Annotated in this window: 19 protein-coding genes; 10 read left to right on the plus strand and 9 right to left on the minus strand. The window is 51.5% G+C overall.

From position 1 onward, the window contains the following. Window positions 1-277 precede the first annotated feature (277 nt). Both nadA and pnuC read left to right on the plus strand, forming a co-directional pair. Entirely contained in the window at window positions 278-1,321 is a 1,044-nt protein-coding gene (gene nadA / locus FDW98_RS17990; protein ID WP_096757815.1) for a quinolinate synthase NadA, read from the plus strand. Window positions 1,322-1,346: 25 nt separating this feature from the next. Further along, window positions 1,347-2,066, plus strand: a complete 720-nt coding sequence (gene pnuC, locus FDW98_RS17995) for a nicotinamide riboside transporter PnuC (protein WP_096757814.1) — start codon at window positions 1,347-1,349, stop codon at window positions 2,064-2,066. Here pnuC and zitB read toward each other — a convergent pair. After that, window positions 2,063-3,004, minus strand: a complete 942-nt coding sequence (gene zitB, locus FDW98_RS18000) for a CDF family zinc transporter ZitB (RefSeq protein ID WP_096757813.1) — start codon at window positions 3,002-3,004, stop codon at window positions 2,063-2,065. The genes pnuC and zitB overlap by 4 nt on opposite strands. Before the next feature lie 113 nt (window positions 3,005-3,117). Continuing rightward, entirely contained in the window at window positions 3,118-3,492 is a 375-nt protein-coding gene (locus FDW98_RS18005) for a YbgS-like family protein (RefSeq protein WP_096757812.1), read from the minus strand. 316 nt (window positions 3,493-3,808) lie between these two features. Here FDW98_RS18005 and aroG point away from each other — a divergent pair, with 316 nt between their 5' ends. After that, window positions 3,809-4,861, plus strand: coding sequence for a 3-deoxy-7-phosphoheptulonate synthase AroG (aroG, locus tag FDW98_RS18010; protein WP_096757811.1), 1,053 nt, complete (start codon window positions 3,809-3,811; stop codon window positions 4,859-4,861). 108 nt (window positions 4,862-4,969) lie between these two features. On the opposite strand, the gene gpmA is transcribed toward aroG, so the two are convergent. Beyond that, window positions 4,970-5,722 carry a 2,3-diphosphoglycerate-dependent phosphoglycerate mutase gene (gene gpmA / locus FDW98_RS18015; protein WP_096757810.1) on the minus strand — a complete coding sequence of 251 codons (753 nt, stop codon included), beginning with the start codon at window positions 5,720-5,722 and terminating at the stop codon, window positions 4,970-4,972. A 477-nt stretch (window positions 5,723-6,199) separates the two neighbouring features. Here gpmA and chbC point away from each other — a divergent pair, with 477 nt between their 5' ends. The 4 genes from chbC to chbG all read left to right on the plus strand — a co-directional run bounded on the left by chbC (window position 6,200) and on the right by chbG (window position 10,587). Next, window positions 6,200-7,558 (plus strand): PTS N,N'-diacetylchitobiose transporter subunit IIC, encoded by a 1,359-nt coding sequence (gene chbC / locus FDW98_RS18020; protein WP_096757809.1) that lies wholly within the window; start codon window positions 6,200-6,202, stop codon window positions 7,556-7,558. Window positions 7,559-7,570: 12 nt separating this feature from the next. Further along, window positions 7,571-8,389, plus strand: a complete 819-nt coding sequence (gene chbR, locus FDW98_RS18025; RefSeq protein ID WP_096757808.1) for a transcriptional regulator ChbR — start codon at window positions 7,571-7,573, stop codon at window positions 8,387-8,389. 72 nt (window positions 8,390-8,461) lie between these two features. Then, window positions 8,462-9,832, plus strand: a complete 1,371-nt coding sequence (locus tag FDW98_RS18030) for a 6-phospho-beta-glucosidase (RefSeq protein ID WP_096757807.1) — start codon at window positions 8,462-8,464, stop codon at window positions 9,830-9,832. Then, window positions 9,829-10,587, plus strand: coding sequence for a chitin disaccharide deacetylase (chbG, locus tag FDW98_RS18035; protein WP_096757806.1), 759 nt, complete (start codon window positions 9,829-9,831; stop codon window positions 10,585-10,587). Before FDW98_RS18030 ends, chbG begins: the two co-directional genes overlap by 4 nt. 43 nt (window positions 10,588-10,630) lie before the next feature. On the opposite strand, the gene galM is transcribed toward chbG, so the two are convergent. The 6 genes from galM to modE form a co-directional block, all read right to left on the minus strand. Then, entirely contained in the window at window positions 10,631-11,671 is a 1,041-nt protein-coding gene (gene galM, locus FDW98_RS18040) for a galactose-1-epimerase (RefSeq protein ID WP_096757805.1), read from the minus strand. Further along, complete coding sequence (gene galK, locus FDW98_RS18045; protein WP_096757804.1) at window positions 11,665-12,813, minus strand: galactokinase; 1,149 nt, start codon at window positions 12,811-12,813, stop codon at window positions 11,665-11,667. Before galK ends, galM begins: the two co-directional genes overlap by 7 nt. Window positions 12,814-12,816: 3 nt before the next feature. Continuing rightward, a complete protein-coding gene (gene galT, locus FDW98_RS18050; protein ID WP_096757803.1) occupies window positions 12,817-13,863 on the minus strand; it encodes a galactose-1-phosphate uridylyltransferase in 1,047 nt (348 codons plus the stop codon). A 9-nt stretch (window positions 13,864-13,872) separates the two neighbouring features. Then, window positions 13,873-14,889, minus strand: a complete 1,017-nt coding sequence (gene galE / locus FDW98_RS18055; protein ID WP_096757802.1) for a UDP-glucose 4-epimerase GalE — start codon at window positions 14,887-14,889, stop codon at window positions 13,873-13,875. 617 nt (window positions 14,890-15,506) lie between these two features. Next, complete coding sequence (gene modF, locus FDW98_RS18065; RefSeq protein ID WP_096757800.1) at window positions 15,507-16,979, minus strand: molybdate ABC transporter ATP-binding protein ModF; 1,473 nt, start codon at window positions 16,977-16,979, stop codon at window positions 15,507-15,509. Between the two features lie 67 nt (window positions 16,980-17,046). Next, window positions 17,047-17,835 (minus strand): molybdenum-dependent transcriptional regulator, encoded by a 789-nt coding sequence (gene modE, locus FDW98_RS18070; RefSeq protein ID WP_096757798.1) that lies wholly within the window; start codon window positions 17,833-17,835, stop codon window positions 17,047-17,049. Window positions 17,836-17,964: 129 nt separating this feature from the next. On the opposite strand from modE, the gene FDW98_RS18075 reads away from it, so the two are divergent. The 3 genes from FDW98_RS18075 to modB all read left to right on the plus strand — a co-directional run bounded on the left by FDW98_RS18075 (window position 17,965) and on the right by modB (window position 19,776). Further along, on the plus strand, window positions 17,965-18,114 hold the full coding sequence (locus FDW98_RS18075; RefSeq protein WP_085047482.1) for an AcrZ family multidrug efflux pump-associated protein: 150 nt from the start codon (window positions 17,965-17,967) through the stop codon (window positions 18,112-18,114). A 199-nt stretch (window positions 18,115-18,313) separates the two neighbouring features. Further along, entirely contained in the window at window positions 18,314-19,087 is a 774-nt protein-coding gene (gene modA, locus FDW98_RS18080; RefSeq protein ID WP_096757797.1) for a molybdate ABC transporter substrate-binding protein, read from the plus strand. Beyond that, window positions 19,087-19,776, plus strand: a complete 690-nt coding sequence (gene modB, locus FDW98_RS18085) for a molybdate ABC transporter permease subunit (protein ID WP_096757796.1) — start codon at window positions 19,087-19,089, stop codon at window positions 19,774-19,776. The genes modA and modB overlap by 1 nt, the downstream gene beginning before the upstream one ends. Window position 19,777 lies beyond the last annotated feature (1 nt).

Consider the following 19,777-nt stretch of genomic DNA (forward strand, 5'->3'; position numbering starts at 1 on the left):
AAGGCGCCCTAAAGGCGCCTTTTTGCTATCTGCGATATGGAAGATTCGAACCTGCTTGCCTGATGCGCTTCGCTTATCAGGCCTACGAAAGATATCTGGCCCGCATGTAGGCGGGATAAGACGCCAGTCGCCATCCGGCATCATCTAACGCAATTATTGTGACTTTTTTACGCCAATCCGTTATCTTGTTTAGCATATAAAACAAATCTAACCGATTATGGCGTACTTCACGCTTTTACTCGGTTATTTCGTTAAGCCAGTAAAACGAGAAAGCATGATGAGCGTGATGTTTGACCCTGAAGCCGCAATTTATCCGTTTCCGCCTAAGCCCGCGCCGCTGAACGAGGATGAAAAACAATTTTATCGCGAGAAAATCAAACGCCTGCTAAAAGAGCGCGATGCTGTGATGGTGGCGCACTATTATACCGACCCAGAGATCCAACAGCTGGCAGAGGAAACCGGTGGCTGCATTTCTGACTCGCTGGAGATGGCGCGGTTTGGCTCAAAGCATTCGGCCTCTACGCTGCTGGTGGCTGGGGTCCGATTTATGGGCGAAACGGCTAAAATCCTCAGCCCGGAAAAGACCATTCTGATGCCAACGCTGCAGGCGGAATGTTCCTTAGACCTGGGCTGTCCAATCGACGCATTCAGTGCATTTTGCGATGCGCATCCGGACCGCACCGTCGTGGTGTATGCCAACACGTCGGCGGCAGTGAAAGCGCGTGCGGATTGGGTGGTGACATCCAGCATTGCGGTTGAACTTATTGAGCATCTGGATAGTTTAGGTGAAAAAATCATCTGGGCTCCGGACAAGCATCTGGGCAACTACGTGCAAAAACAGACCGGAGCCGATGTTCTTTGTTGGCAAGGGGCCTGTATCGTCCATGACGAATTCAAAACACAGGCATTAACGCGCATGAAAGGGTTATATCCCGACGCAGCCGTGCTGGTACACCCTGAATCACCTCAATCAATAGTCGATATGGCCGATGCCGTGGGGTCGACGAGTCAGCTCATCAACGCGGCAAAAACGTTACCGCATAAGCAGCTTATCGTGGCGACTGACCGGGGTATTTTTTACAAAATGCAGCAGGCTGTGCCGGACAAAGAGTTGCTTGAAGCCCCGACGGCTGGCGAGGGGGCAACCTGTCGCAGCTGTGCACATTGCCCGTGGATGGCGATGAACGGCCTCAAAGCGATTGCAGAGGGCCTTGAGCAAGGTGGGGCAGCCCATGAGATACAGGTTGATGACGCGCTGCGAGAAGGGGCACTATTGCCGTTAAACCGCATGCTGGAATTTGCGGCTACACTACGAGCTTAAATAAATTATTGCTCTGGGGGAAAAGATGGATTTTTTTAGCACGCAGAATATTTTGGTTCATATCCCGATTGGCGCGGGGGGATACGACCTGTCATGGATTGAAGCAGTGGGGACCGTTGCCGGTTTACTGTGCATTGGTTTGGCAAGCCTTGAGAAAATCAGCAACTACGTCTTTGGTCTGATAAACGTCACGCTGTTTGCGATCATCTTCTTTCAGATCCAACTCTACGCCAGCCTGTTATTACAGGTGTTCTTTTTTGCCGCCAATATCTACGGCTGGTATGCCTGGTCCCGACAAACCAGCCAACATGAGGCTGAGCTGAAAATTCGCTGGCTGCCGTTGCCGAAAGCGCTAAGTTGGCTGGCGGCTTGCGTGGTGGCGATTGGTCTGATGACGGTATTTATCGATCCGGTCTTCGCGTTTCTGACCCGTATGGCCGTGAACATTATGCAAGGACTGGGATTACAGGTTGCCGCACCTGAGTTGCAACCCGATGCATTTCCGTTCTGGGATTCCTGCATGATGGTGCTGTCGATTGCGGCGATGATCCTGATGACGCGGAAATACGTCGAAAACTGGCTGTTGTGGGTGATCATTAACGTCATCAGCGTGGTGATCTTCGCCCTACAAGGCGTGTATGCGATGTCGCTGGAATACATGATCCTCACCGTTATTGCGCTTAACGGCAGCAGGATGTGGATGAACAGCGCGCGCGAGCGTGGCTCACGCGCGCTCTCCCATTAGTGATGGTGATGTGAATGGCCGGACAGTCCCTGATACAGGTGGCAGTCCGGCCCGTTGCATGGCTGATATTCCATCTGGATCGTTGCGTGTTCAATCTGATAATGATGCGTCAGGAAATGTTGAATGCGTTCCAGCAATGCGTCGTGATCGTGCGGGGGAACCACCTGCACATGTAGCGTCATTACCGGTTTTTCACCCACCATCCAGACGTGCACATGGTGCACGTTGCGAACTTCAGGAATATCCCGGCTGAGGTGGCGCTGTAGCGCGGGAATATCCAGTGCCAGCGGTGCGCCTTCGAGTAATTCGTTCACGCTATCTTTCAATAACCGCCAGGCGCTACGCAGTACCAGCACGGAAACCAGAATCGACAGGATCGGATCCGCTGGCGTCCAGCCGGTCCAGATGATGATCAACGCCGCGATGATCGCGCCAACTGACCCCAGTAAATCGCCCATTACGTGCAAGGTCGCGGCGCGAACATTGAGGTTCTTCTCCTCGCTCCCGCGATGCAGCACCCAAAAGGCAAGAACGTTAGCCAGTAAACCTGCCACGGCAATCACCATCATCATGCCGCCAGCTACCGGTCGTGGGGTATAGAAGCGCTCTATCGCCTCCCAGACGATTAAAATGGTGATCACCACTAGCGCGATAGCGTTCACAAACGCGGCCAGCGTCGTGAGCCTCAGCCAGCCGAACGTGTGTCGGATGGTCGGTGGTCGGCGAGCAAACCTGACAGCCAGCAGTGCAAAAAGCAGAGCGGCTGCATCTGTCAGCATATGGCCGGCGTCCGCCAGCAGCGCCAGCGAGCCTGACAGGATCCCGCCGACCACCTCCACAAACATAAATCCCGCCGTAATGCAGAAGGCGAACAGCAGTCGACGGGCGTTATTATCTTTGGGCAGGTCAGGGGAAGTGGGGGTATGTGAGTGCGCCATAATGTCATCCCTTTGTTATTCTCATCATTACTGTATGACATCATACCGGGTTTGGGCTGACAAAATTAAAAAGGAGAGCTTTTGCTCTCCCGTTATTAGCCATATTTTTAGCTTTACTGGGTGGTGCCGTCGGTTTTGGTGTCTACGTCATTGTTGATACCGTTTCCGGTCTCTACCTTCTTATTGATATCCGGACAACGACCGTCTTTGCACATTGAGTTTTTGTGCATCTCGTCTTTGGTCATCCCTTCATGATTCATTGATGAACCGTTCGGATGCAGCATGGTGCCGCCCGAATTAACGTTGTTGTTGTCGACATTATTCGGTGCCACGTTCTCGCGTGCGTCCGGTGCGATTTGACCGGCATCCGCCGAAGAGTTCGCCTGACCGTTATTTGACTGCGTGTTTGCGTCTGCAGCCAACGCCGCGCCGCTGGCGAGGCTAAGAGTGGCAGTAAGAAAGAGTGAGGCCAGCTTTGTCATTTGCATAATATGCTCCTGTTATGGTCGATATGTCGGATAACCTCTTCCAACAGTGCATATGCCAGTTAAATCCTCAGAGGTAGTTAACTATTTCAGTATGAAAATTAAAACCAGCATAGAATATTGAAATTAATAAAAAAATAAGCTGTTGCAGTTATAAATTGTAGTTTGGATCTCGTTTATCGCTACTTTATTGCGTTTTTTTGGCTTATTCCAGGATTAATCCGTCCAAAGTGTAAAACCCCGTTTACACTTTAGAACTGAAGATATAGATTGGAGGGATTGCATTCATTTATATAAGTATGGCAACGCTGGAATAATCATGAATTATCAGAACGACGATTTACGCATTAAAGAGATCAACGAGTTACTCCCCCCGGTCGCACTGCTGGAAAAATTCCCTGCTACTGAAAATGCCGCAAATACGGTTGCTCACGCCCGCAAAGCGATTCATAAAATTCTGAAAGGCAGCGACGATCGCTTACTGGTGGTGATCGGGCCGTGCTCGATTCATGATCCGGCAGCCGCCAAAGACTATGCCGCTCGCCTGCTGGCGCTGCGTGATGAGCTTAAAGACGAGCTTGAAATCGTCATGCGCGTCTATTTTGAAAAGCCGCGTACCACCGTCGGCTGGAAGGGGCTGATCAACGATCCGCATATGGATAACAGCTTCCAGATCAACGATGGCCTGCGCATTGCGCGTAAGCTGCTGCTGGATATTAACGACAGCGGCTTGCCTGCGGCGGGTGAATTCCTTGATATGATTACCCCACAGTACCTGGCCGATCTGATGAGCTGGGGGGCTATTGGCGCACGTACGACGGAGTCCCAGGTTCACCGTGAGCTGGCATCCGGTCTTTCCTGCCCGGTTGGTTTTAAAAACGGTACTGATGGCACCATCAAAGTGGCGATCGATGCAATCAACGCCGCTGGCGCGCCGCACTGTTTCCTGTCGGTGACTAAATGGGGTCATTCAGCCATTGTGAATACCAGCGGTAATGGCGACTGCCATATCATTCTGCGCGGTGGTAAAGAGCCGAACTACAGTGCTCAGCACGTTGCAGACGTGAAAGAAGGGCTGGTTAAAGCTGGTTTGTCTGCGCAGGTGATGATCGACTTTAGCCATGCCAACTCCAGCAAGCAGTTTAAAAAGCAGATGGATGTGGCTACAGACGTTTGTGGGCAGGTAGCCGGCGGTGAGAAAGCGATTATTGGCGTAATGATCGAAAGCCATCTGGTGGAAGGTAATCAGAATCCGGATAGCGGCGAGCCGCTGACTTACGGCAAGAGCATTACCGATGCCTGCATTGGCTGGGAAGATACTGATGCGGTACTGCGTCAGCTGGCAGAAGCGGTAAAAGCGCGTCGCGGGTAAAAAACTTATCCGGGCTACGCTCGGTAGGCCGGATAAGGCAACGCTGCCATCCGGCAATAAAAAAGCGTGGAGCATTCCACGCTTTTTTCGTTTGAACCGGGATGAAAATTACTTCGCTTTACCCTGGTTGGCAACGGCGGCCGCTTTTGCCGCGATCTCGTCAGCATTACCCAGATAGTAACGTTTGATCGGCTTGAAGTTTTCGTCGAACTCATACACCAGCGGTACGCCGGTCGGAATGTTCAGTTCCAGAATTTCATCTTCGCCCATGTTATCCAGGTATTTCACCAGCGCACGCAGGGAGTTACCGTGAGCGGCGATAATCACGCGCTCACCGCTTTTCATGCGCGGCAGAATGGTTTCGTTCCAGTAAGGGATAACGCGCTCGATGGTCAGCGCCAGGCTTTCGGTAACCGGTAGCTCTTTGTCAGTGAGTTGAGCATAACGCGGATCGTGCCCCGGATAGCGCTCGTCATCTTTGGTCAGCTCCGGTGGGGTGACCGCGAAGCCACGACGCCATTGTTTAACCTGCTCGTCACCGTATTTTTCAGCGGTTTCTGCTTTGTTCAGCCCCTGCAGCGCGCCGTAATGACGTTCGTTCAGCTTCCAGGATTTTTCAACTGGTAGCCACGCTTGATCCAGTTCATCCAGTACGTTCCACAGGGTGTGGATGGCACGTTTTAGCACAGACGTGTAAGCAAAATCGAAGCTGTAACCTTCCTCTCGCAGCAGTTTGCCCGCCGCTTTTGCTTCGCCTACGCCTTTCTCGGACAGATCAACATCGTACCAACCGGTAAAGCGGTTTTCGTTGTTCCACTGACTTTCACCGTGACGTACCAGAACCAGCTTAGTTACAGCCATACATTCACTCCTATAAATCACATTGAATGATAATGATTATCATTATATTGCCGTAATGCGTCAGCGGCAATACATCTTCTTATACAATAGCGAAAATTGAACAGCAGTGTAAGACGCATGTAAATGAGACGTTGTGTTTTCGTGCTAGACAAGATGTGCGAAAGAAGCATGACAACGCAGTGGGCGGCGTCTTAACGCATCTTCCAGATTCGTTGTGCCTCAAGGGCGTAAGTTTACCCTGAGTTCTGAGAGTGTTAGTCCGCAATAGCACGCTTGAATTTTATTAAAATGTGAAAATTGTCATGTCAAAAAGTCAATCATACATAATTTGTGGATCTTACTCATTACTGCCCTGGGACATCGGTCATGTATGCTATTCGTAATTCATGATTCATTGTACTGGCAGCGTAGTTATTAATAATTTTTATCAAAATATTCTATTTTCCTTATCAAGTGTCATATTTGAGGGTATTCATTATGTCGGGCACAATCAGTTCCCTTGAAAGGGTGATCTTACCTGTTGCCGTAAAGCTGGGAAAACAGGTACATGTCAATGCGATTAAAAATGGTTTTATCAGGTTAATGCCTCTGACGCTAGTTGGAGCCATGTTTGTTCTTATTAACAATGTCTTTCTTAATTTCACTGAAGGTTCATTTTTCTGGTCGATGGGTGTACGCCTGGATGCTGGGACAATCGATACCCTTGAACAATTGAAAGTAACCGGTAGTAGCGTTTATAACGGCACGTTGGGAATAATGTCATTGATGACCCCATTCTTTATTGGGATGGCACTAGCTGAAGAGCGAAAAGTTGATCCCCTTGCTTCGGGGTTATTATCGATCGCCGCATTTATGACTGTTACGCCATTTACTGTCAGTGGCGTCAGTGGCATTGGTCCAAATTGGTTAGGCGGTGCCAACATTATTTCCGGGATCATTATTGGGCTAGTGGTTGCTGAATTATTCACGTTTATTATTCGTCGCCAGTGGGTTATAAAATTACCTGAAAGCGTTCCGGAGTCGGTTTCGCGATCATTTACCGCGTTAATTCCTGGGTTCATTATACTTTTGTTGATGGGCCTGATCTCATGGGGATTGTCGTTGGTGGGGACACATTTTCACCAGGTGATTATGAATTCGATTGCAACGCCGCTCGCGTCACTCGGGAGCATCGTAGGGTGGGCCTATGTGATATTTAATTCATTCTTGTGGTTTTTTGGTGTTCACGGAGGCCTGGCATTAACTGCGCTAAATAGCGGCATCCTCGGTCCGTGGGGAATGGAAAACATGGCGGTCTATACTCAATATGGCTCGGTTGATGCGGCGCTGGCTGCGGGTAAAACCTTCCATTTCTGGACCGGCCCTATGCTGGAGTCCTACGTTTACCTGGGAGGAACCGGTGCGACGCTAAGCCTGATTTTTGCGATTTTTATCGCTTCTCGTCGGGCTGACTATCGTCAGGTGGCAAAGATGGCCCTGCCATCCGGCCTGTTTAATATCAATGAACCCATTCTTTTCGGTTTGCCGATCATTATGAATCCGGTATTGATGATCCCCTTTGTGCTCATTCAACCTATTCTTGCGGGGATTACATTGTTGGTCTATTCATTGGGTATTATTCCACCCTCCACTAATTTTGCTCCGTGGACGATGCCACCAGGGTTGGGCGCTTTCTTCAATTCTAACGGGAGTATCGCGGCATTGATTATGGCCCTGATTAACCTCGGTATTGCGACCATGATTTACTTGCCATTCGTTATTATCGCCAATAAAGCACAAAACGTTATTGATGAGGAAGAGAGCGAAGACGATATTGCTGCTGCACTGAAATTTTAATAAGGATGCATTATGGAAATCAGCACGGTTCATGAAAGTCAGTTTTTAAGGGGTAATGATTTTTATTTCTTTATTCTCGATAAAACAGAAAGTATAAGTGGACTACACCAACACGATTATTATGAATTTACACTCGTCCTGACAGGAAGTTGTCGCCAGGAGATAAATGGTAAGCGCGTGATCATGGAACGTGGTGATTTTGTTTTTATTCCGGTTGGCTCTTATCATCAAACATTTTATGACTATGGGGTTACGCGTATCTTAAATATGGGGGTGAGCAAACGTTATTTTTCTGAGCATTATCTGGATATGCTGCCATCCTATTTTATCGCATCGCAATGTTATGCTATGTCAACCGCGTTTTTAGCGTTTATAGAAGCTACACTGTCAACATTGGACATACACCAAAATGAATGTGAGGAGTTCAATAAGTTGCTCACTTTTTATGTGGCTAATCGCTTGCAACATTATGAAGATAGCCCACAACTAGAATCCATACCCGGCTGGTTAGTGCAGTTGGTGAGGGACATGCACAAAAAATCGATGTTTGCTGATAATGCGCTGGAAAATATGGTCCGGTTATCAGGGAAAACACAATCATATCTCACGCGGGCAACTAATCGTTATTATCAGAAAACACCCGGGCAAATAATTAATGATATTCGCATCAACTATTGTAAGAAACAGTTAGAGACAACTAATTTCTCAGTGATAGATATTTCATTCGAAGCTGGTTTTAGCAGTCCGGGTATTTTTATTAATAATTTTAAAAAACTAACCTCATTCACACCTGGTAACTACCGAAGACGGTTGGCGAGTCCAAAGAAATGACACGGTTGTTGCTAACTGAAAGTGAATAAATGAAATTTTAAAGAAAGTAGAATACTGCTTTCAGGAGCTAAAATGAAAAAATTAAAAGTAGTCACCATTGGTGGCGGGAGTAGCTATACTCCGGAATTGCTTGACGGCTTTATTAAGCGCTATCATGAGTTGCCTATTAATGAGCTGTGGCTGGTGGATGTCGCAGAGGGTAAAGAAAAACTCGATATCATTTATGCGCTTTGTCAGCGCATGGTCGCGCGTGCCGGTGTACCGATAACAATCCATAAATCTCTGAATCGTCAGGAAGCATTGCAGAATGCTGATTTTGTTACGACACAATTTCGTGTCGGCCAGCTAAAGGCACGCGAGCAGGATGAGCGGATTCCGCTATCACTGGGCTATTTGGGGCAAGAAACTAACGGTGCAGGTGGATTATTTAAAGGTCTGCGCACCATTCCGGTCATTTTGGATATTGTGCAGGATGTCCAGAATATTTGCCCACAAGCATGGATCATTAACTTTACTAACCCCGCCGGAATGGTAACTGAGGCGGTATATCGACATACCGACTTTAAACGTTTCATTGGTGTTTGTAACGTCCCGGTGGGAATGCGGATGTTGATAGAAGATTTGTTATCGCTAACCAAAGATGATCAGCTTTCTATTGATCTGTTTGGCCTGAATCATCTGGTTTTCATTAGAGACGTGCTGGTAAATGGACAGTCGCGCTTTGCAGAGGTTCTCGATCGTGTCGCCTCAGGGATAATCAACGGTAGCACAGTAAAAAATATTTTCAGCCTGCCGTTTAGTTGTGGACTGTTACGCTCACTGAATTTGCTACCCTGTTCTTATCTTCTTTATTACTTCAAACATAAAGAGATGTTGGCAATAGAAATGGCTGAGTATTTTAAAGGCAACGTTCGTGCCCAGGTGGTACAGGAGTTGGAAAGAAAGTTATTCGATATTTATAAAAACCCGCAGTTAGATACTAAGCCTGCAGAACTGGATGCCCGTGGTGGTGCTTATTACTCTGATGCAGCTTGTGAGGTTATTAATGCAATTTACAACGATAAACAGACCGAACATTATATTAATGTTCCTCATTATGGGCACGTTGATAATATCCCAGCAGACTGGGCAGTCGAAATGACCTGTCTGTTAGGGCGAGGCGGTGTAACGCCGCATCCGCGCGTCACCCACTTTGACGAGAAAGTTTTAGGACTGATTTATACAATCAAAGGCTTCGAAATTGCTGCCTCACAAGCTGCGTTGAGTGGGCGTATTGATGATGTTTTGTTGGCGCTGAATCTCAACCCTTTGGTTGATTCGGATCGGGGCGCTGAAATTTTAGCGCGGGAAATGCTGCTGGCGAATCAAGACCATCTGCCGCAGTTTGCCTGTACCATTGCCAGCCTTCAGTCAGGCGAAAATCAACAAGAGGGCAGTATATGACGAAAATATTGATCGTGAATGCTGATGACTTTGGTTTAAGCCACGGTACCAACTACGGTATTGTTGAAGCGCATCGCCATGGGATAGTGACGTCAACGACCGCTATGATGAATGCCACTGGTATTGAGCATGCGGCAGCACTCAGCGCCGATTTTCCCGCACTAGGTGTGGGTTTACATTTTGTTCTTAGCTACGGTGTGCCGTTGACAAATATGCCTTCACTGGCGAGAGAAGGGGTTTTAGGTAAATGGCTCTGGGAGACCGCCGGGAGCGGATTACTGAAAGATGATGAAGTTGTGGCTGAATTACACCGGCAATATGACAGTTTTGTTTCTCTTTTTGGTCGGATGCCAACGCATATTGATAGCCACCATCATGCCCATTTTATTCCTCAAGTTTGGCAGCATGTTGCGAGTTTTGCGCGTGATAAGGGTCTTCCATTGCGAATCGACTGGCAGGCGACGCGCCAGCAGAATATAACGGTACAGGATATACGTGGTGTCGATTATTTCATCAGTGATTTTTATGCTGAAAACGTTTCATCCCGCTTCGTTCTTGATGCACTGGAACGCGCCACCGTTGAAAATGAACAAACTGTGGAATTGATGTGCCACCCTGGTTTCGTCGATAAGATTGTTATGCAAAGTCGCTATTGTCATCCGCGACTGGATGAACTGGAGGTGTTAACGTCACCCACACTTAAGCAGCACATACTTGAACAGGGTTTCCTGCTGGGCAATTATACCGATCTGTGATGTTATGCCCGGCATGCTCATGCTGCCGGGCAATTGATTTTAATCAGGCCGGAATAAACCGGTATTCCGTCACGCTGGCGTACTCTTCGCCCGGGCGCAGGAAGCAGTCCGGCTGCGGCCATTCCGGATGGTTCGGGCTGTCCGGCAGAAACTCGCTTTCCAGCGCCAGACCTTGCCAGTCGGCGTACGCCTCTGGACCACGGGACGGTGTGCCGCCGAGGAAATTCCCGGAGTAGAACTGCAAAGCAGGGGCCGAGGTGTAGACCTCCATCTGCAATTTTTCATCCTGCGACCACAGCAGCGCGACCGGCTTACGGGCATCACCTTGTGCCTGTAGCAGGAAGGCGTGATCGTAACCTTTTACGTGGCGCTGATCGTCATCGGCCAGAAATTCGCTGGCGATAACTTTTGGCGTACGGAAGTCAAAAGAAGTGCCTGCCACCGGCTTTAGGCCCTCGTGTGGGATACCCATCGCATCAACCGGCAGATACGTGTCGGCGAGGATCTGCAGCTTATGCTGGCGGACATCGGTTTTATCACCGTCGAGGTTGAAATAAACGTGGTTGGTCAGATTCACCGGGCAGGGCTTATCGACCGTCGCGCGATAGGTGATTGAAATGCGATTGTCGTCGGTCAGGCGATACTGCGCTGTCGCGCAAAGGTGGCCAGGGAAACCCTGGTCGCCATCGTCAGAGGTCAGTGCGAACAGCACCTGACGATCATTCTGATTCACTATCTGCCAGCGACGTTTATCGAAACCGTCCGGCCCGCCGTGCAGCTGGTTTTCACCCTGGCTTGGCAGTAATTCAATGGTTTCACCTGCGAAGGTGTAACGGCTGTTGGCGATACGGTTCGCGTAGCGGCCAATCGATGCCCCCAGAAACGCAGCCTGATCAGGATATTGCTCCGGGCTGGCGCAGCCGAGCAATGCTTCACGCACGCTACCATCGCTCAGAGGAATGCGGGCCGACAACAGCGTTGCGCCCCAGTCCATCAGGTTGACCACCATCCCTGCGTCATTACGCAGGGTCAGCAGACGAAACGGCTGGCCATCGGGGGCCATGACGGGAATTTCGTTTAGCACTGTCCGGCTCCTTGTGAAGGTTTACACACATAGAAGGTTTCTTTGATACCGGTTTTCGCTTCGTACTGCGCAGCGACAGCCTGCTGTACCACAGGAACCAACGCTTCAGGGATCAGCGCCACAATGCAGCCGCCGAAGCCGCCGCCGGTCATGCGCACGCCGCCCTGGGATCCGATGGTCGCTTTGACGATCTCCACCAGGGTATCAATTTGCGGCACGGTAATTTCAAAGTCATCGCGCATGGAGGCATGAGATTCCGCCATCAACTGGCCCATGCGCAGCAGGTCACCTTTTGCCAGGGCATCAGCGGCTTCCACGGTACGGGCATTTTCGGTGATCACGTGGCGGACGCGTTTGGCGACGATCGGGTCTAGCTCATGGGCGACGGCGTTGAATGCTTCAAGGCTGACATCACGCAGCGCGGGCTGCTGGAAGAAGCGCGCACCGGTTTCGCACTGCTCGCGACGGGTGTTGTACTCACTGCCGACCAGCGTACGCTTAAAGTTACTGTTAATGATCACCACGGCGACGCCCTCAGGCATGGAGACCGCTTTGGTACCCAGCGTACGGCAGTCGATCAGTAGCGCATGATCTTTCTTGCCCAGCGCGGAAATCAGCTGATCCATGATGCCGCAGTTGCAGCCGACGAACTGGTTTTCGGCTTCCTGACCGTTCAGGGCAATCTGCGCGCCGTCGAGCGGCAGGTGATAAAGCTGCTGGAACACGGTGCCGACCGCCACTTCCAGCGACGCTGAGGAGCTTAAGCCAGCGCCCTGGGGTACATTGCCGCTGATCACCAGATCGGCACCGCCAAAGGCACTATTACGCTTTTGCAGGTGTTTTACCACGCCGCGGACATAGTTCGACCACTGCTGGCTGTCATGGGCGATAATCGGCGCGTCGAGAGAGAACTCATCAACCTGATTCTCGTAGTCAGCGGCAATCACGCGCACGATGCGATCGTCACGCGTCGCGCAGCTGATCACGGTTTGGTAGTCGATGGCACAAGGCAGAACGAAGCCGTCGTTATAGTCGGTATGTTCGCCAATCAGGTTGACGCGGCCGGGTGCCTGAATCGTATGGGTGGCAGGGTAGCCAAATGTTTCAGCAAACAGAGATTGTGTTTTTTCTTTCAGACTCATTTTTTAAACTCCGGATTCGCGAAAATGGATGTCACTGACCGCACGCAAACGCTCGGCGGCTTGTTCTGCCGTCAGGTCGCGCTGGGTTTCCGCCAGCATTTCATAACCGACCATAAATTTACGCACGGTCGCGGAACGCAGCAGGGGCGGATAAAAATGCGCGTGCAGCTGCCAGTGTTGATTCTCTTCGCCATTAAACGGTGCGCCGTGCCAGCCCATGGAATAAGGGAAAGAACACTGGAACAGATTGTCGTAACGGCTGGTCAGTTTCTTCAGCGCCAGCGCCAGGTCGGCACGCTGCGCGTCGGTCAAATCGGTAATACGCAGCACATGTGCTTTAGGCAGTAGCAGCGTTTCAAACGGCCATGCCGCCCAGTAAGGCACGACCGCCAGCCAGTGCTCGGTTTCCACCACCGTGCGGCTGCCGTCTGCCTGTTCACGCTGGACATAATCGACCAGCATCGGTTTGCCTTGCTCAGCGAAATAGTCTTTTTGCAGGCGGTCTTCACGCTCTGCTTCATTGGGCAGGAAGCTATTGGCCCAAATCTGACCGTGTGGATGTGGGTTCGAGCACCCCATCGCTGCGCCTTTATTTTCAAACACTTGTACCCAGGGATAGGTTTTCCCCAGATCGGCCGTTTGCATCTGCCACGTTTTCACAATCTCCGTCAGCGCAGGCACGCTGAGTTCCGGCAGCGTTTTGCTGTGATCGGGTGAGAAGCAAATGACACGGCTGGTTCCACGTGCGCTCTGACAGCGCATCAACGGATCGTGACTGTCCGGTGCGTCCGGGGTGTCGGACATCAGCGCGGCAAAATCATTAGTAAAGACGTAGGTGCCGGCGTAATCCGGGTTTTTATCACCGGTTACGCGCGTGTTACCTGCACACAGGAAGCAGTCCGGGTCATGTGCAGGGAGAACCTGCTTAGACGGTGTCTCCTGCGCCCCTTGCCAGGGACGTTTGGCGCGATGTGGTGAGACGAGGATCCACTGCCCGGTAAGCGGGTTAAAGCGGCGGTGTGGATGATCGACAGGATTGAATTGCGTCATGACGTGTCCTTAATCCGAATATCCTTGCGGATGGCGTGACTGCCAGTGCCAGGTGTCTTGTGCCATTTCGTCCAGCGTGCGGGTTACGCGCCAGTTTAATTCGCGATCGGCTTTGCTGGCATCTGCCCAGTAGGCGGGAAGATCGCCGTCACGGCGCGGTGCAAAATGGTAGTTAATCGGTTTACCACAGGCTTTGCTGAAGGCGTTGACCACGTCCAGTACGCTGCTGCCGACGCCCGCGCCGAGGTTATAAATATGCACACCTTGTTTACCCGCCAGTTTTTCCATAGCGACAACGTGCCCGTCGGCGAGATCCATCACGTGGATGTAATCACGAACGCCGGTGCCATCTTCGGTAGGGTAGTCGTTGCCAAATACGGCAAGCGACTCGCGGCGGCCAACGGCAACTTGAGCAATGTAAGGCATCAGGTTGTTGGGAATGCCCTGCGGATCTTCGCCCATATCGCCTGACGGATGTGCGCCAACCGGGTTGAAGTAGCGCAGCAGCGCGATGCTCCACTCTGGCTGGGCTTTTTGCAGATCGGTCAGGATCTGCTCGACCATCAGTTTGCTTTTGCCGTACGGGCTTTGCGGGGTTCCGGTTGGGAAGCTTTCAACGTAAGGAATTTGCGGCTGATCGCCATAGACTGTGGCTGAGGAGCTGAAGATGAAGTTCTTGACGTTGGCGGCGCGCATCGCGTTTACCAGACGCAGGGTACCGTTGACGTTGTTGTCGTAGTATTCCAGCGGTTTGGCAACAGACTCACCCACGGCCTTCAGACCGGCAAAGTGAATGACCGTATCAATGGCGTGATCGTGGAGAATTTCGGTGATCAGCGCTTCGTTGCGGATATCCCCTTCAATGAAGGTCGGATGCTTCGTGCCTAAACGCTCGATAACGGGCAGTACGCTGCGCTTACTGTTGCAGAGGTTATCAAGGATCACTACGTCGTGACCGTTTTTCAGTAACTGCACGCACGTGTGGCTTCCTATGTAACCGCTACCACCTGTAACCAATACTCTCATAATTCGCTCCGTTAAGCCTATGGTATGGAATGATCCTAGCATAACAAAGATGCGAAAAGTGTGACATGGAATAAATTAGTGGAATCGTTTACACTTCAGTGTTTTCAACGCTTACCACCATTTTTTTAATTGTAAATCATAGACTTTGTTTGTGGCTGCGCCATTTATCCGAAAAAGCAGGTAAAAAATGGGCGTCCAATGCGTACAGCACGTCAGTTAGACATGTATGGAAAATGTATTATCCCGGAGCAGGATGTCGCTTCAGCGCTCTGACTTTCAGTCAAATTAATTTCTCTGTTCAGGTAAGTTCAAATAACAACACCGGTGGTTAGGTGTGGGCTGGTCCGGCTGAAAATTGCCGACGTGTTTCCGTAAGGCCGGGAGAACCCGCAGGGATGCGGGTTCAGGGCGCGTTTTGCATGGATGCTTCCTCGCGCCCGGCCCGGTAGCCTGGAGGAATAAGCGGAGGGGACCACGAAGTGGCAATTTTCCCGCCGGGAGCCGGGATTGTAAAGGGCGTGGCGGAGAACGCCCTTTACCCGTTCACGGGTAGTGTGGCATCGGAGAAGCTATATACATGAGGTGAACGGAACAGCTTGCCTGAAATAACATGTTTATTATTCCAGGGACGTTTGTCGATAGCCATAGATCTCGCCGTCAGGCACAAACTCCAGTCGATGGGTAATGCAGGCTGGCGCATCCTCGGCGTGGTGAGAAACGAACAGCAGCTGGGTATCACCTTCGCCGATCAGCACATCAACAAAACGGCGGATCAACTGGCGATTCAGCGGATCCAGCCCCTGCAAGGGTTCATCGAGGATTAACAGAGTAGGGTGCTTAACCAGCGCGCGAACAATCAGCGCCAGTCGCTGCTGACCCCAGGAAAGGCTGTGAAACGGCGCGTCGGCAGTACGCTTATCGATGCCCAGAATGTCTAACCACTGCTGTACCAGCTTACGCTGCCGGTCAGAAACCGCCTGGTAGATACCGATCGAATCAAAATAACCGGAGAGGATCACGTTGCGTACCGTGGTACTGACGCGGTACTCGAGGTGCAGGCTGCTGCTGACATAGCCAATGTGTTTTTTAATATCCCAGATGGTTTCACCGCTGCCGCGACGACGACCAAACAGCGTCAGGGCGTTGCTGTAACCCTGTGGGTGATCGCCGGTGATTAAGCTGAGCAGGGTGGATTTCCCCGCGCCATTTGGGCCGACAATTTGCCAGTGTTCGCCCGGATTCACCTGCCAGCTCAAGTGATGCAGAATAGGGCGATCGTTATACGAGACCACGCCATCGTTGAGCACAATACGCGGCTCGTGATCGGCCAACGTATGGCGAACAGAGGGTTCATCGGGTTCGGGTAATGTAATCCCGGCCAGTTGTTCGCTATGCGCAAGCTGGGCTATCAATGCCTGTTGCAGTAAACCGGCTTTCTCGCCGGTTTCAGTCAGGGTGCAATCCGCGAGGACGCCAGCAAACTGCACGAATTCTGGAATCTCATCAAAGCGGTTGAGGACCAGCACCAGCGTAATACCTGCCTGATGCAACGTGGCGAGCAAATCCGCTAACTGATGACGTGACGCAACGTCCAGCCCGTCAAACGGTTCATCCAGGATCAGCAATTCCGGTTCCGACATCAGCGCCTGACAAAGCAGGGTTTTACGTGTTTCGCCGGTAGAGAGGTATTTGAAACGCCTGTCGAGCAGATGCGTAATGCCAAACTGCTGCGCCAGCGCTTTGCATCGCGCTGGGTTTTTTATTTCATCCAGAATGATTTCTGCCGTCGTGCGTCCGGTGTCGTCTTCGCCGGGGCTGAGGAGATCGGTGTTATTTCGCTGCCATTCGTCGCTGACCAGTTGTTGCAACTGCTCAAAGGAGAGTCGGGTGATGCGCGTGAACTGACAGCGGCGCTCGCCTTTTAACGGCGGCAATTCCCCCGCCAGCGCACGCGCTAACGCGGATTTCCCACTGCCGTTAGAACCGACAAACGCCCAGCTATCCCCCGCGTTCAACGTCAACGTATTCAACTGGAGCGTTTTTGTGTCGCTCAGACGAAACGTGCCTTGCGAAATTTGCAACGATGACATTTTATATCCCATGTTTTGCAGCAATGAACAACAGGGATACGTGTTCTGCGAGCCGATGTCAATCGACTCAACACAACGTGGCGATAATCACTCTGTCGGCGTTGAAATACGCGGTGACGTTAGCGCCTTCTTGCAGCGTCGCGGCGTCTTCCGACGGAACCGTGGCGCACAGCGTCTGGCCATCGGGCAGCGCCATTAACACTTCGCACTGTTCGGCGCCGCGCTCAATATGGCTGATGGTCCCCTGTAGTTGGTTATCAGCCGCCTGGGCGATAGCGTCGTCCTGGGTGATCCCCACCCATGGCGCCTTCAGCAGGACCAGCACTTCTTTACCCTCATCCAGCCCTAAACGTTCGCCACTTTGCGCCGTCAACGCGACTTTCAGCCGCGTTTCGCCATCGGCCAGCAGGACATCAACATGCTGCTGAACCTGAGAGTGGTCGCGTGCGGTAATGGTGCCAAACCACTGGTTACGGGCGCTGGTTTGCAGTGAAAAACGGGAGATGGCTGCCAGCAAACTGTTCAGCGGCAGGGCGTCGTCGTCGCTCAGGACATCAAACGCTTTCTGCTGAATTTGTGCCAGCAAATCGTAAAGTTGGATTAGGCGCTGGCCATAGCGGGTTAATACCGCGCCGCCGCCGCCTTTGCCGCCGGTGGCGCGCTCTACCAGCGTTTGCTCACTGAGCTGGTTCATCTCATTGATGGCATCCCAGGCGCTTTTGTAACTGATGCCCGCATCCTTCGCGCCCTGACTAATAGAGCCGGAAAGCGCAATGTGCTTAAGCAGCGAAATGCGGCGGGGATCGGCAAACAGCTTTTGCTGAAGTTTCAGGGTAAGAAGGATTTCGGCCTGCATATCAAGCTCCTGGCAAAAGGGATATTGTGACGGAAAACCGCGCGCGCGCAAAGTCGACCGCACAAAAGGGGAGTGCAATTCTGCGTTATGGGGTTAAAATACAGCTAAGGACTATATCTGGAGTTGATCATGTTAGAGTTATTGAAAAGTCTGGTATTCGCCGTAATCATGGTTCCTGTGGTGATGGCCATCATTCTGGGGCTGATTTACGGACTGGGTGAAGTGTTCAACATTTTCTCCGGTATCGGTCAGAAAGATCAGTCCAAACAGAACCATTGATTCCCCAAACGCCCGCTCAGTCGGGCGTTTATATTTCTCGCCTCCCGGCTCGCTTTCTGTACCTATAGTTTCTCAAGATCCTGCTTTTCCTGCCGATAATTTCTTTATATAACCTTTGATGGGTACGAATAACCACTGGGAAAATCCTGAATTAATCGTTATATTGCTGCGTACATAACGAAACGCAAAGGAGTTACAGATGGCACGTACATGGTTACGCTTGTTTGCAGGGGCAACACTCTCTCTTTCTGTTGCCGGGCATGCATTGGCGGATGAAGGCAAAATTACGGTGTTCGCCGCGGCGTCGCTGACAAATGCGATGCAGGATATTGCAGCCCAGTATAAAAAAGAGAAGAACGTGGACGTCGTCTCCTCTTTTGCCTCGTCTTCTACGCTGGCGCGCCAAATTGAAGCCGGTGCGCCCGCCGATCTGTTTATTTCTGCCGACCAGAAATGGATGGATTATGCGGTAGACAAAAAGTCTATCGACACCGCATCGCGTAAAACGCTGCTCGGAAACAGCCTGGTGGTTGTCGCACCGAAAGCCAGTGAGCAAAAAGACTTTGCCATCGACAGTAAAACCAACTGGACCAACCTGTTGAATGGCGGGCGTCTGGCGGTCGGTGACCCGGAACATGTTCCGGCGGGCATTTATGCCAAAGAAGCGCTGCAAAAACTGGGCGCATGGGATACTCTGGCGCCGAAACTGGCCCCAGCTGAAGACGTACGCGGCGCACTGGCGCTGGTCGAACGTAACGAAGCGCCGCTGGGGATTGTTTACGGTTCCGATGCTGTCGCCAGCAAAGGCGTCAAAGTGGTAGCCACTTTCCCGGAAGATTCACACAAAAAAGTCGAATACCCAGTCGCGATTGTTGATGGGCATTCCAACGCCACGGTCAGCGCGTTCTATGATTACCTGAAGGGACCGCAGGCTGCTGAAATCTTTAAACGTTATGGATTTACGACCAAGTAATGATACTCAGCGATCCTGAATGGCAGGCTGTTATACTGAGCCTGAAAGTTTCTTCCCTGGCCGTGCTGTTTAGCCTGCCGTTTGGGATCTTCTTTGCCTGGCTGCTGGTGCGATGCAAATTCCCAGGCAAAGCGCTGCTCGACAGCGTGCTGCACTTGCCATTGGTACTGCCACCGGTGGTGGTCGGTTATCTGCTGTTAGTCGCCATGGGGCGGCGCGGATTTATCGGCGAGCGTCTGTACGACTGGTTTGGTATTACCTTTGCCTTTAGCTGGCGCGGCGCGGTACTGGCGGCGGCGGTGATGTCTTTCCCTCTGATGGTGAGGGCCATCCGTCTGGCGCTGGAAGGTGTCGACGTCAAGCTGGAGCAGGCCGCCCGTACGCTGGGGGCCGGTCGCTGGCGCGTATTTCTGACCATCACCTTGCCGCTGATGTTGCCGGGTATTATTGTCGGTACGGTGCTGGCCTTTGCCCGCTCGCTTGGCGAGTTTGGCGCAACAATTACCTTTGTTTCCAATATCCCCGGTGAAACCCGCACTATTCCTTCGGCGATGTATACCCTGATCCAGACCCCCGGTGGTGAAAGCGCGGCGGCGAGGCTTTGCATTATTTCGATTGTGCTGGCGTTAATTTCGCTACTGATTTCTGAATGGCTGGCGCGCATCAGCCGCGAACGGACGGGGCGATAAT

Origin of the sequence: Citrobacter sp. wls711, assembly GCF_005281055.1 — a bacterium.
Classification (GTDB): domain Bacteria; phylum Pseudomonadota; class Gammaproteobacteria; order Enterobacterales; family Enterobacteriaceae; genus Citrobacter; species Citrobacter gillenii.